Consider the following 12678-nt stretch of genomic DNA (forward strand, 5'->3'; position numbering starts at 1 on the left):
TAATTAGCCGGGGTCCCCGTCCGCGCCCCGGCCGGTCCCTCCCGAAGGAGCACCGCCGTGACCGTCCCCGCAGCCCAGCAGGGCCAGCCGCGCAAGGCCGCACTCGCGGCCTGGATCGGCAGCGCGCTGGAGTACTACGACTTCTTCATCTACGGCAGCGCCGCCGCGCTGATCTTCCCGAAGGTCTTCTTCGACGAGTCGGACCCGGCCACGGCGACCTTGCTGTCGCTCGCCACCTTCGGAGTCGCCTACGCCGCCCGCCCCTTCGGCGCGCTCTTCCTCGGTCACTTCGGGGACCGCCTCGGACGCAAGCGGATCATGCTCTTCACGCTGCTGCTGATGGGCGTGTCGACGTTCCTCATCGGCTGCCTGCCCACCCGCGCGCAGATCGGCGGCGCGGCCCCGGTACTCCTCGTCCTGCTCCGCGTCCTGCAGGGGATCTCCGCCGCCGGGGAGCAGGCCAGCGCCAACTCGATGACCCTGGAGCACGCACCGCCGCACCGCCGCGGCTACTTCACCAGCTTCACCCTCAACGGCACCCAGGCCGGGCAGCTGCTGGCCACCCTCGTCTTCATCCCCGTCGCGTCCCTCCCCGAGGACCGACTCCTCACCTGGGGCTGGCGGATACCGTTCTGGCTGAGCGTCGCGGTCGCCGTCGTCGGCTGGTTCATCCGCCGCAACGTCGAGGAGACCCCGGCCTTCGTGCAGCAGGCCGCCGCGGCCGAGGGCGTCGCCAGGATGCCGCTGCTCGTCCTGCTCCGCGACCACTGGGCGGACGTCCTGCGGGTGATCGCCGGTGCCCTCGTCGCGTCCGTGAGCACCATCTTCACCGTCTGGGCGCTGGCCTACGCGACCAGTGACGCGGTGGGCCTGGACCGCTCCGACATGCTGTGGGTCGGCGCCCTGGCCAACCTCGCCGCCCTCGTCGCCATCCCGCTGTGGGCCCACCTCTCCGACCGCGTCGGCCGGCGCCCCGTCTACCTCGCGGGCGCGGCCGGCAGCGCCGTGATGATGGCCGCCTACCTGTGGGCCATCTCCACCGGCTCGTACCCGCTGGTCCTGCTCTTCGGCGTGCTCGCCTTCGGTGTCGTCTACAGCGCCGCCAACGGTGTGTGGCCGTCCTTCTACGGCGAGATGTTCTCCACCCGCGTCCGCCTCTCGGGCATGGCGCTCGGCACCCAGATCGGCTTCGCCATCGCCGGGTTCGCGGTCACCTTCGCCGCGCAGATCGCCGGCCCCGACGGCGACGACTGGGGCGCGGTCGCCCTGTTCACCGCCGCCCTCTGCGTGCCCCCGGTGCTCGCCGCGCTCACCGCCCGTGAGACCCACAAGGTGCCGAGCGAACGGCTGGGCCTGCGCGAGGGCCGCCCCGCGCCGGACAGGACACCGGTCGGGGCGTAGCGCCGGCCCGGGTCTAGCCCAGTGCCCGCAGCTGGTCCAGGAACCACTGCTGCGGGGGGAGCGCCGTCGAGGCCGCCACGAGTCGCTTGGTGGCCTCGGCCCGCTCGCCGTGCGACACGGACAGTGCCTGGTGGAGGGCGTTGGCCGTGGCCCGGATGTCGTACGGGTTGACCACGAACGCGTCGTCGCCCAGCTCCTCGTACGCCCCCGCCTCGCGGGAGAGCACCAGCGCCACGCCGTCGTCCGAGACGACCGGGATCTCCTTGGCCACCAGGTTCATGCCGTCGCGGATCGGGTTGACCAGCGCGACGTCCGCCAGGCGGTAGGCGGCCAGGGAGCGCGCGAAGTCGTCCTTGACGTGCAGGACCACCGGCTGCCAGCCAGGCGTCGCGAACTCCTCGTTGATTTCCTCGGCGAGGTCGGAGACCTCGTCCGTGTACTCCCGGTAGACGGCCAGGTCGTGCCGGGAGGGGTAGGCGAAGGCGATGTGCACCACGCGCCCCTGCCATTCGGGGTGGTCGCGCAGCAGCTGCGCGTACGCGAGCAGGCCGCGCACGATGTTCTTCGACAGCTCGGTGCGGTCCACGCGCACGATGACCTTGCGGTCCGGGCCGCCCACGGCCTCCTGCAGCGCCGCCAGGCGCTCGTCCACGTCCGGCCGGTGCGCCCGCTCCCGCAGGAAGTCGGCGTCCGCGCCGAGGCCGTGCACCCCGATCCGCGTGGTGCGGCCCCGGTGGGTGACCGTCAGGCTGCCCGCGTCGCGGATGACGGAGGCGCCCAGCACGTCCGCGCAGCACGCGGCGAAGGCGTCCGCCCAGCGGCGGGTCAGGAAACAGGCCCGGTCGGCGCCGAGGATGCCGCTCAGCACCTCCGCGGCGACGTCGTCCGGCAGCAGGCGGAAGTAGTCCGGCGGGGCCCACGGGGTGTGCGAGAAGTGGCCGATGCGCAGGTCGGGGCGGCGCGAGCGGAGCAGTTGCGGCACCAGCACCAGGTGGTAGTCCTGCACCAGCACGGCCGCGCCCTGGGCCGCCTCGTCGGCGAGCGCGTCGGCGAAGGCGGCGTTGTACGCCACGTACGCCGCCCACTGCTCGCGGAAGTCCTCGTCGAAGACGGGCTCCAGCGGGGTCTGGAACAGCATGTGGTGGACGAACCACAGGACCGAGTTGGCGATGCCGTTGTAGGCCGACGCGAAGGTGTCCGCCGGGATGTCCAGCATCCGTACGTGCTGGCCGCCGGTGTCGGCGGTGGGCAGCCGGCCCGCGCCCCCGGCACCGCGCAGTACGGCGGCCCGGTCCCCGTCGCCCAGGGCCGCGCAGACCCAGACGGCGTCCGCGTCCGGCCCGATGGCGCTCAGGCCCGACACGAGTCCGCCCCCGCCGCGGCGGGGGGCGAGCGTGCCGTCCTCGCGGAGGCTGTACGACACGGGGCCGCGGTTGGACGCGACCAGAACGCGCGCGGCATGCGATGCGACCATGCGGCCAGCCTAGCCACGCATCCCTGATCGCAAACGTACGAGCTAGCCCAGCCGGGGGTTTCCGGCCGCGCCCCGTCGCGGTCCGGCGCAGATACCGCCCCGGGGTCACGCCACCGCGCGGCGGCGTGCGTACTCGGGGATCGTGCGCATCGGGGGGCGCTCCTCCGTCGCGACCTCGTGGACGTGCGGCTCGAAACCGCCGCCCGGGGCGCGGTCGAACTGCGTGAGGAAGGGCCGCACGAGATGGCCCCGCGCCAGGCGGATCTGCGCCGTCCGGTAGATCGCCGCCGCCATGCGGCCCAGGGCCTGGCCGTCCTGGTGCCGGTGGTGCCGGACGCCGACGTCGACCTGGGCCAGGGCGTCGAGCCCGACCGTGTTGAGCGCGTCCACCAGCAGCCCGAGCTCCACCCCGTACCCCACGGGGAACGGCAGCCGCTCCAGCAGCGAGCGCCGCGCCGCGTACTCCCCGCCGAGAGGCTGGACGAACCCCGCCAGCTGCGGCCAGTGCAGGTTGAGCAGCGGCCGCGCGACCAGCTCCGTCACCCGGCCGCCGCCGGCCGGGACGACCGTGCCGCCGGTCTCCAGCGGCCGGTCGTACATCGCCTTGACCAGCCGCAGGTCCGGGTCCGTGAGCAGCGGCCCGACGATCCCCGACACGAACCGCGCGTCGAACTCCCGCAGGTCGGAGTCGACGAAGCAGACGATCTCCCCGCGGGTCACGAGCAGCGAGCGCCACAGCACCTCGCCCTTGCCGGGCAGCGCGGGCAGCCGCGGGAGCACCTCGTCCCGGTGGACGACGACCGCGCCCGCGGCCGCCGCGACCTCGGCGGTCCGGTCGGTCGACCCGGAGTCCAGCACGACGAGTTCGTCGACCAGCGGCACCGCCTCGCTCATCAGCTCGCGGCGGATCGTCCCGACGATCTCCCCGACCGTGGCCTCCTCGTCGAGGGCGGGCAGCACGACGCTGACCGTGCCGCGCGCGCCCGCGGCGCGCTTGGCGGCGAGCAGTTGCGGCAGCGGCCTGCGGTCGGCGGTCCAGGACCGCCGTTGCAGCCAGCCGGCCACCTCGTCGAGCACCGGGTTGCTCCGTTTCTGCCCGTCTCGCAGGACGGACGGCCCATGACCAGGTTCGAGGTCGTCGGTTACAGTCTTGAACACGAGGCACGACCATCGTATGTCCACGGTGATCGCGCCCCGTCCGACAAATGCCCGGGCAGTACGCCCGGCGCCATACCGCTCATCCAGAGGGGCAGAGGGAACGGCCCGTTGAAGCCCCGGCAACCCTCCCGCCGACCGCGAGGTCCAGGTGGGGAAGGTGCCAATTCCGTCTCACGGCGAGATGCGCCGTGAGGAAGATGAGGAGAAAGGGCCTCGCCTGACATGGCTGCGCAGACCGTTGCATCCGCGTCCACCGATTCCGCCTTCGGCCCCGCGTCCGCGCTCTCCTGCCGCGAGTGCGGCGAGCGCTTCCCGCTGGAGCCCCTTTTCGCCTGCGAGGCCTGTTTCGGGCCGCTCGAAGTGGCGTACGACCTTCCGAGCGGCGACCCCGAGACCCTCCGCAAGCGGATCGAGTCCGGGCCGAACAACATCTGGCGCTACGCGCCGCTGCTGCCCGTCCCCGCGGACGTGGCCTCCAAGCCCAACCTCAACCCGGGCTTCACCAAGCTGGTCAAGGCCGACAACCTCGCCCGCGAACTGGGCGTCACCGGCGGCCTGCACATCAAGGACGACTCCGGCAACCCGACCCACTCCTTCAAGGACCGGGTCGTCGCCATCGCCCTGGAGGCCGCCCGCACCTTCGGCCTCACCACGCTGTCCTGCTCCTCCACCGGCAACCTGGCCGGCGCCGTGGGCGCCGCGGCCGCCCGGGCCGGCTTCCGCTCCTGCGTGTTCATCCCGCACGACCTGGAGGAGGGCAAGGTCGTCATGGCCGCGGTCTACGGCGGCGAGCTGGTCGGCATCGAGGGCACCTACGACGACGTCAACCGCTTCTGCAGCGAGCTGATCGGCGACCCGATCGGCGAGGGCTGGGGCTTCGTCAACGTCAACCTGCGCCCCTACTACGGCGAGGGCTCCAAGACGCTCGCGTACGAGATCTGCGAGCAGCTGGGCTGGCGCCTGCCGGACAACATCGTCATCCCGATCGCCTCGGGCTCGCAGCTGACGAAGATCGACAAGGGTCTGCGGGAGCTGATCGAGCTCGGCCTGGTGGAGGAGAAGCCCTACCGGATCTACGGCGCCCAGGCCGAGGGCTGCTCCCCGGTCTCCACCGCCTTCAAGGCCGGCCACGACGTGGTGCGCCCGCAGAAGCCGAACACGATCGCCAAGTCGCTCGCCATCGGCAACCCGGCCGACGGCCCGTACGTGCTGGACATCGCCCGGCGCACGGGCGGCGCCGTAGAGGACGTCACCGACGAGCAGGTGGTGGACGCGATCAAGCTGCTCGCCCGGACCGAGGGCATCTTCGCCGAGACGGCCGGCGGTGTGACGGTCGGCGTGCTGCGCAAGCTCATCGAGTCCGGGCAGCTCGACCCGGCCGGCGAGACCGTCGTGCTCAACACCGGCGACGGGCTCAAGACGCTGGACGCCGTCGCCCCGACCTCACGCCCCACGGCCACCATCCGCCCGAGCCTCGACGCGTTCCGCGCCGCCGGCCTGGCCGGCTGACCCATCGCACCGGCTGACCCAGACTGAAGGTGAACCCCGCATCATGAGCGCTACCGTCCGCATCCCGACCATCCTCCGCACCTACACCGGCGGCCGGGCCGAGGTCCCGGCCGAGGGCGGCACCCTGGCCGACGTCATCGACTCGCTGGAGCAGAACCACCCGGGCATCTCCGCGCGGGTCCTGGACGACACGGGCAAGCTGCGCCGCTTCGTGAACGTCTACGTGAACGACGACGACGTCCGCTTCTCCGAGGGCCTGCAGACCACGGTGGGCGAGGGCGCGTCCGTCTCGATCATCCCGGCGGTGGCCGGCGGCTGCTGAGCCGCACGGACCGCGGAGGCGACAGGGGTGCCGGGGACTTCCCGGCACCCCTGTGTGTTCGAGGGGTAGTTGAAGGCCTGTACAGTTGCCCTGAGCGGCTCGCAACTCCCTGCAACGCTCTGCGCAACCCCCTTCTCCGGGGCGGCCTTGTCGGCGATTTATCGCCAAATTCACGCAGCGATTGTCGTGTTGGCCGCTTATGTCCGGTCCGAGTTGCCCCGGATTATTCGCCGATCAGGCTCTTCTTCCGATTCTTCGTGCCCGGAATTCTCGTCCGATTGACCTGTTGCAGACAGCGTCCGGGCAGATACATTCAGCCGCGGTCGACGCGTTCCGGCGCACGCCCCCTTGGCTGTAGGGGGTGAGGTCTGACCCGGGTCCGCGAGGTGCGGGTCTGCGAAGGGCCAGCAATAGGGGAGTTAGGAATGGCTCAGGGCACCGTCAAGTGGTTCAACGCGGAGAAGGGCTACGGCTTCATCGCGGTCGACGGTGGTGCGGACGTCTTCGTGCACTACAGCGCGATCCAGATGGACGGCTACCGCACCCTCGAGGAAGGTCAGCGGGTCGAGTTCGAGATCTCGCAGGGCCAGAAGGGGCCGCAGGCGGACATGGTCCGTCTCGCAGCCGGCTGACGCGCCGCGCATCGGCCACGGAGCACTTTCGCGTACGGCCGCTCAAACGTACGCGTCGAGGCCCGCCCCGCACAGGGGCGGGCCTTCGTGCTGTCCGGCGGCCCGCCGACCGGGACCTGCGGGTTGTCCACGGCACCGGCCAAGCGGCTTGCACTCTCCTAGGGCGAGTGCTAATCATTGGCGTTAGCACTCTGACGTTGAGAGTGACAAAGGACCGAGTGGGTGAGGCCCGCTCGACCGCCGGAAAGGAACCGGTGGAAGGGCAGGCCGTCCGTCGCGGGCGCCGGCACGGTCCTGGAGTAATCCTTCCCCGCAGCCGTGTGCCGCGGGGGGACCCCAAGTCCGGGAGGACCACTTCACATGGCCAAGATCATCGCGTTCGACGAGGAGGCACGGCGCGGTCTCGAGCGCGGGATGAACCAGCTCGCCGACGCCGTCAAGGTCACCCTCGGCCCCAAGGGCCGCAACGTCGTCCTCGAGAAGAAGTGGGGCGCCCCCACGATCACCAACGATGGTGTGTCCATCGCCAAGGAGATCGAGCTCGAGGACCCGTACGAGAAGATCGGCGCGGAGCTGGTCAAGGAGGTCGCGAAGAAGACGGACGACGTCGCCGGTGACGGCACGACGACCGCGACCGTCCTCGCCCAGGCGCTGGTCCGCGAGGGCCTGCGCAACGTCGCCGCCGGTGCCAACCCGATGGCGCTGAAGCGTGGCATCGAGAAGGCCGTCGAGGCCGTCTCCGCCGCCCTGCTCGAGCAGGCGAAGGACGTGGAGACCAAGGAGCAGATCGCCTCCACCGCCTCCATCTCCGCCGCCGACCCGCAGATCGGCGAGCTCATCGCCGAGGCGATGGACAAGGTCGGCAAGGAAGGCGTCATCACCGTCGAGGAGTCCCAGACCTTCGGTCTGGAGCTGGAGCTCACCGAGGGTATGCGCTTCGACAAGGGCTACATCTCGGCGTACTTCGCCACCGACCTGGAGCGTATGGAGACGTCGTTCGACGACCCGTACATCCTGATCGTCAACTCCAAGATCTCCGCGGTCAAGGACCTGCTCCCGCTGCTGGAGAAGGTCATGCAGTCCGGCAAGCCGCTGCTGATCATCGCCGAGGACGTCGACGGGGAGGCCCTGTCGACCCTGGTCGTCAACAAGATCCGCGGCACCTTCAAGTCCGTCGCGGTCAAGGCCCCGGGCTTCGGCGACCGCCGCAAGGCCATGCTCGGTGACATCGCCATCCTCACCGGTGGCACCGTCATCTCCGAGGAGGTCGGCCTCAAGCTGGAGAACGCCGGCGTGGACCTGCTCGGCCACGCCCGCAAGGTCGTCGTCACCAAGGACGAGACCACGATCGTGGACGGCGCCGGCGACCAGGACCAGATCCAGGGCCGCGTCAACCAGATCCGTGCCGAGATCGAGAACAGCGACTCGGACTACGACCGCGAGAAGCTCCAGGAGCGTCTGGCGAAGCTGGCCGGCGGCGTGGCCGTCATCAAGGCCGGTGCCGCCACCGAGGTCGAGCTCAAGGAGCGCAAGCACCGCATCGAGGACGCGGTGCGCAACGCCAAGGCCGCCGTCGAGGAGGGCATCGTCGCCGGTGGTGGCGTGGCCCTGCTCCAGGCGTCCAACGTGTTCGAGAAGCTCGAGCTCGACGGCGACGAGGCCACCGGCGCGTCGATCGTGAAGCTGGCCCTCGAGGCCCCGCTGAAGCAGATCGCCGTCAACGCCGGCCTCGAGGGCGGTGTCGTGGTGGAGAAGGTGCGCAACCTGACCCCGGGCCACGGCCTCAACGCCGCCACGGGCGAGTACGTCGACCTGATCGGTGAGGGCATCATCGACCCGGCCAAGGTGACGCGCTCCGCGCTGCAGAACGCGGCCTCCATCGCCGCGCTCTTCCTCACCACCGAGGCCGTCATCGCCGACAAGCCGGAGAAGGCCGCTGCCCCGGCCGGCGGCGGCATGCCCGGCGGTGACATGGACTTCTGATCCTCCGGGACCAGGACTCCGCACCACGGCAGAAGACCGAGGGCGGTACCCCGCAGGGGGTACCGCCCTCGGGCGTTTCCCGGCGCCGCCCGGTCAGGAGACGGCGACCGGCGCGTCCAGCAGTTCGCGCCAGGTGCGCACCGCCTGAGCGTCGACCGCCCCGGCCCAGCCGCCGGGGCGGACCGCGCCCCCGACGTGGAAGGCGTCGATGCCGGCGGCGAGGAGCCGCGGCAGGTGCTCCGCGCGGAGCCCGCCGCCCACCATGAGCTGCGGCTCGCCGGGACGCCCCGCCTCCGCCAGCAGCCGGCCGAGGCCGTCGTCCACACCGCGTGCGGAGCCCGCGGTGAGGAAGGTGTCCAGTCCGGGCAGCCCGCGCACCGCCGAGCGCACGGCCTCCCGGTCGGCGGAGTGGTCGATGGCGCGGTGGAAGGTCCAGCGGGCACCGGAGCCGATCGCGTCGACGAGCCGGCGTACGGCCGCCAGGTCCGGCGCGCCCGAGCCGTCGAGGAAACCCAGCACGAACTCGTCGGCGCCCTCGCCGCGCAGCGCCGCCACGGCCGCGCAGAGCGCGTCCGCCTCACGGGCGCCGCCCACGGCGAAGTCGGCGCGGGCCCGCAGCATCACCCGGACCGGGATGTCCACCGCGGCCCGGACGGCGGCGAAGGTCTCCCGGGACGGCGTCAGGCCGTCCGCCGCCATGTCGGTGACCAGTTCGAGGCGGTCCGCGCCGCCCTTGCGGGCCGCGAGGGCGTCGTGGGCGTCGAGCGCGATCACTTCGAAAATTGGTCTAGACATATCTCCAGGGTGTCACATGCGCACGCGTACCCGCGACCCCCCGTACCCCACAATGACCTTCATGGCTGACACCGCACTCGAATCCGGCTCCGCCCTCCTCGCCCGCTGGTGCGACCTGCTGCGCCGCTGCCAGACGGAGTCCGTCGACCCGGTGCCGTACGGCAAGGACCTGATCGCCCGCTGGGCCGAACCGCACCGCCGCTACCACACCACCACCCACCTGACCGCCGTCCTCGACCAGGTCGAGGTCCTCGCCGGGCATGCCGAGGACCCGGACGCCGTGCTGCTCGCCGCCTGGTTCCACGACGCCGTCTACCGGCCCGACCGCTCGGAGAACGAGGAGCGCAGCGCCCGGCTCGCCGAGCGCGCGCTGCCCGAGGCCGGGGTTCCCGACACGATCACCTCCGAGGTCGCCCGCCTGGTCCGGCTCACCGTCACCCACCACCCCGCCGACGGCGACCGCGACGGCGAGGTCCTCTGCGACGCCGACCTGGCCGTCCTCGCCGGCGACCCCACCGGATACGCCGAGTACGCGGCCGCCGTCCGCGAGGAGTACGGCTTCGTCCCCGACGACGCCTTCCGCGCCGGCCGCGCCGACGTTCTGCGCCGGCTCCTGCGGCTGCCCCGGCTGTTCCGCACCCCGCAGGGGTACGACCGCTGGGAGGCCACCGCCCGCCGCAACCTCACCACCGAGCTGGAACTGCTCGCCCCCGGCGACGTGGACGGGACTGCGGACGGCGCCGACCGATGACTCCGGCGCGCGCGGGCGGTCCTTGTCCGTGCGGGCGGCCGCCCGCGGCACCGGACGAAGGGGTACGGCAGCGATGACCGACGACACGCAGGTGCAGGCGGCCGTCGCGGCCGAGTTCCGGGCCCTGGCCGACCTGCTCGACGGGGCCCCCGCCGCGTGGTGGGACACCCCCTCGCTCTGCGAGGGCTGGCGGGTGCGCGAGGTCGTGGCGCACATGACGATGGCGGCGCGCTATTCGCAGGAGGCCTTCACGGCGCTCCTCGCCGAGCACGGCTTCGACTTCACCCGCCTGTCCGACGCGGTCGCCGAGCGGGACGGCGCACTGCCCACCGGGGAACTGCTCGGCTGTCTGCGCTCCGAGGTGATGGGGCGGTGGCAGCCCCCGGGCGGCGGCGCCCACGGCGCGCTCAACCACGTGGTGATCCACGGGCTGGACGTCACCGTGCCGCTCGGCACGGAGCGCCGCGTCCCGGGGGAGACCCTCGGCGTCCTCCTCGACGACCTCACCGCGGGCGGCGGGCACGCGCGCTTCGGCGTCGCCGTCGAGGGCCGGCTGCTGCGGGCCACCGACCTGGACTGGTCGTACGGTTCCGGCCCCGAACTTCGGGGCACCGGTGAGGATCTGGCCCTGGCGATGTGCGGTCGCCGGCTCCCCGCCGGGCGGCTGGAGGGCGAGCCGCTCTGAGCGCGGCCTAGTAGACTGTCGCAGCTAATGTGTGGGGTATAGGTGGCGGAGTTTGGTGCGTGCGTCGTGGGTGGTGAACTGCCAGTTCACCTGACGTTGGTCGGTGTTGGTGGTGTTCTGCCAGGCTGAGAGTTCGGTGTTGAGGGTGTCGAGGTCCGCGATGCGGTGGTCGAGGCATTGCCGGGTCAGTGCGGAGAGTTCGATCTCTGCGATGTTGAGCCATGACCCGTGTTTGGGGGTGTGGTGGATCTCGAGGCGCTGGGCCAGGGCGAAGGCCTCGGCTGGTTCGAATGCTTCGTACAGTGAGGCGATGCCGTGGGTGTTGAGGTTGTCCATGACCAGGACCACGGTCTCGGCGTCGGGGTAGTCCTCGGTCAGTAATCGCTTGACCTGGCCGGCCCAGTCGATCCGGGTGCGACGAGGCTGGGCGTCTACTCGGCGCCACCCGCGCAGGGGTTCAACCCACACAAAGATCGAGCACGTGCCGCAGCGGATGTACTCGCTGTCCTGGCGGGCGTCGCGGCCGGGGCGGGCCGGGAGCGGGTCGCGGGCATGGGCGAGGAGTTGGTAGGGCTTCTCGTCCATGCACACCACTGGGCGGGCCGAGTCATAAGGTCGGGCATAGACGGCCAGCACGTCTTCCATCCGGGCCGCGAACTGCGGGTTTGCTCGTGGTGGGATGGTCCAGCACTTCCTCAGATGAGGACGCAGCCTCGTTTTTTAAGATCCGCCCGATGGTTGAGTGGTCCAGATCGGGGATGCCCTCGACCAGGGCGACGTGCTTCTCCAGCAGCCGCAGCGACCACCGGGCACGGCCTGCAGGAGGCTGGGAGCACGCCAGGGCGATCAGCCGGGCCTCGACTTCACCAGTCACCGGCGAGGGCACCGGCGGGAGATCCCGCGGTTTCCGCTGGATCGTCGCCTCGACGTCACCACCGCTCTCGGCGAACCGCTTGGCCACCAGCCGCAGCGTCTCGCCCGAGACCCCGACCCGGGCAGCGATCGCATCCTGGGAGTCGATCTCACCAGCAGAGGTGTCCAGCGCGAGCAGCACCCGCGCCCGCCTGATCACCGAGGCCGGATGGACCCCCGTCGTGGTCACCCGAACCAACTCATCACGATCGCCCGCGGTCAGCACCACCGGCCTCTTCTTCTGCGAACCCATCACACCAACTCCCGCTCGGCAGAAGGGAAGGAACATCTGCCGGACACCACCATCCCAACCAAATAACCCAGGATTAAGCAACGACACGCTACTAGGCCTGCGGGGGCCTGCGCTTGGGGCGGCGCAGGCCCGCCTCGGTGAGATGGTGCAGCAGTTCCTTGCTGCCGACCTCGACGGCGCCCGCGGCGACGGCGGAGGCGTAGCGCTCGCTGGGGACGTCGTAGTGGTCGCCGTCGAAGGCGCGGCGGGGTGCGCCGATGGCGTCGGCGAAGGTGTGGAGCTCCTCGTACGAGATGTCGCTCACCATGTGCGACCACATGCGGCCGTGGCCCGGCCAGGTCGGCGGGTCGATGTAGACGGTCACGTCAGCGCGGCCCGCCGAGAGCGGTGGACAGGCCGCCGACGGGGGCCACGGCCTCGCCGAGCGACTCGCACACCCAGTGTGGATCGGGGCCGAGTTCGGGTTCCACGTCGAGGGCGTGGGGGTCCGTGCAGCGCGGGCAGAGCGGCCAGCGGCCCATCCGTTCCAGCAGTGCGTCCTTGACGTCCTGGGCGACCAGCCCCGCGACGAACGCGGCGCCGTCGGGCCACTGCTCCACCCACCAACGGCGCTGGGAGACGGCCTCCTCGACGAGCGAGACGACCTCCGCGTCGGCGACGCCGGTCGCGGTCAGGTCGGCGAGGACGAGCGCGCGGGCACCGTGCAGGGCCGCCTCCAGGCCGGCGGAGGAGCCGGGTGCGTCAGGATCCATGGCCCCCATTGTGGACCAACCGCCGCCGCAGGCGTTCTTGACGCCGTCCGG

At 71.5% G+C, this 12678-nt stretch carries 14 protein-coding genes and 1 riboswitch; of the genes, 7 read left to right on the forward strand and 7 right to left on the reverse strand.

The window, feature by feature from the left end; translation table 11 throughout:
• The first annotated feature begins 57 nt into the window (after nucleotides 1-57).
• Nucleotides 58-1401 carry an MFS transporter gene (locus OIE69_RS22585; RefSeq protein ID WP_326574979.1) on the forward strand — a complete coding sequence of 448 codons (1344 nt, stop codon included), beginning with the start codon at nucleotides 58-60 and terminating at the stop codon, nucleotides 1399-1401.
• Between the two features lie 13 nt (nucleotides 1402-1414).
• On the opposite strand, the gene OIE69_RS22590 is transcribed toward OIE69_RS22585, so the two are convergent.
• Both OIE69_RS22590 and OIE69_RS22595 read right to left on the reverse strand, forming a co-directional pair.
• Entirely contained in the window at nucleotides 1415-2875 is a 1461-nt protein-coding gene (locus tag OIE69_RS22590) for an alpha,alpha-trehalose-phosphate synthase (UDP-forming) (protein ID WP_326574981.1), read from the reverse strand.
• Between the two features lie 105 nt (nucleotides 2876-2980).
• Nucleotides 2981-3952 (reverse strand): glucosyl-3-phosphoglycerate synthase, encoded by a 972-nt coding sequence (locus OIE69_RS22595; RefSeq protein WP_326581351.1) that lies wholly within the window; start codon nucleotides 3950-3952, stop codon nucleotides 2981-2983.
• Between the two features lie 157 nt (nucleotides 3953-4109).
• Nucleotides 4110-4237: riboswitch (SAM riboswitch) on the forward strand.
• Nucleotides 4238-4255: 18 nt separating this feature from the next.
• On the opposite strand from OIE69_RS22595, the gene thrC reads away from it, so the two are divergent.
• From thrC to groL, 4 genes are all read left to right on the forward strand, one after another.
• On the forward strand, nucleotides 4256-5542 hold the full coding sequence (thrC, locus tag OIE69_RS22600; protein WP_326574983.1) for a threonine synthase: 1287 nt from the start codon (nucleotides 4256-4258) through the stop codon (nucleotides 5540-5542).
• A gap of 43 nt (nucleotides 5543-5585) precedes the next feature.
• Complete coding sequence (locus OIE69_RS22605; RefSeq protein ID WP_089222504.1) at nucleotides 5586-5864, forward strand: ubiquitin-like small modifier protein 1; 279 nt, start codon at nucleotides 5586-5588, stop codon at nucleotides 5862-5864.
• A 425-nt stretch (nucleotides 5865-6289) separates the two neighbouring features.
• Entirely contained in the window at nucleotides 6290-6496 is a 207-nt protein-coding gene (locus tag OIE69_RS22610; protein ID WP_005486335.1) for a cold-shock protein, read from the forward strand.
• 360 nt (nucleotides 6497-6856) lie between these two features.
• Complete coding sequence (gene groL / locus OIE69_RS22615) at nucleotides 6857-8479, forward strand: chaperonin GroEL (protein ID WP_089222503.1); 1623 nt, start codon at nucleotides 6857-6859, stop codon at nucleotides 8477-8479.
• Nucleotides 8480-8572: 93 nt separating this feature from the next.
• Here the strand turns inward: groL and OIE69_RS22620 are convergent, their stop codons facing one another.
• Nucleotides 8573-9274 (reverse strand): copper homeostasis protein CutC, encoded by a 702-nt coding sequence (locus tag OIE69_RS22620; RefSeq protein WP_326575004.1) that lies wholly within the window; start codon nucleotides 9272-9274, stop codon nucleotides 8573-8575.
• Nucleotides 9275-9326: 52 nt separating this feature from the next.
• On the opposite strand from OIE69_RS22620, the gene OIE69_RS22625 reads away from it, so the two are divergent.
• Nucleotides 9327-10025, forward strand: coding sequence for an HD domain-containing protein (locus OIE69_RS22625; protein ID WP_326581353.1), 699 nt, complete (start codon nucleotides 9327-9329; stop codon nucleotides 10023-10025).
• A gap of 73 nt (nucleotides 10026-10098) precedes the next feature.
• Nucleotides 10099-10710 (forward strand): maleylpyruvate isomerase family mycothiol-dependent enzyme, encoded by a 612-nt coding sequence (locus OIE69_RS22630; RefSeq protein ID WP_326575006.1) that lies wholly within the window; start codon nucleotides 10099-10101, stop codon nucleotides 10708-10710.
• 24 nt (nucleotides 10711-10734) lie between these two features.
• Here OIE69_RS22630 and OIE69_RS22635 read toward each other — a convergent pair whose 3' ends face one another.
• From OIE69_RS22635 to OIE69_RS22650, 4 genes are all read right to left on the reverse strand, one after another.
• Nucleotides 10735-11421: an IS630 family transposase gene (locus tag OIE69_RS22635; RefSeq protein ID WP_326580898.1), complete on the reverse strand. Its 687-nt coding sequence runs from the start codon at nucleotides 11419-11421 to the stop codon at nucleotides 10735-10737.
• Nucleotides 11318-11875, reverse strand: a complete 558-nt coding sequence (locus OIE69_RS22640; protein WP_326575008.1) for a helix-turn-helix domain-containing protein — start codon at nucleotides 11873-11875, stop codon at nucleotides 11318-11320. Before OIE69_RS22640 ends, OIE69_RS22635 begins: the two co-directional genes overlap by 104 nt.
• 91 nt (nucleotides 11876-11966) lie before the next feature.
• The gene (locus tag OIE69_RS22645) at nucleotides 11967-12239 is read right to left on the reverse strand and encodes a DUF4031 domain-containing protein (RefSeq protein WP_326575010.1); all 273 of its coding nucleotides are present in this window, start codon (nucleotides 12237-12239) and stop codon (nucleotides 11967-11969) included.
• A 1-nt stretch (nucleotide 12240) separates the two neighbouring features.
• Nucleotides 12241-12627, reverse strand: coding sequence for a hypothetical protein (locus OIE69_RS22650; RefSeq protein ID WP_326575012.1), 387 nt, complete (start codon nucleotides 12625-12627; stop codon nucleotides 12241-12243).
• Between the last annotated feature and the right edge of the window lie 51 nt (nucleotides 12628-12678).

The sequence above is a fragment of the Actinacidiphila glaucinigra genome, assembly GCF_035918135.1.
GTDB classification, from domain to species: Bacteria; Actinomycetota; Actinomycetes; order Streptomycetales; family Streptomycetaceae; genus Actinacidiphila; species Actinacidiphila glaucinigra.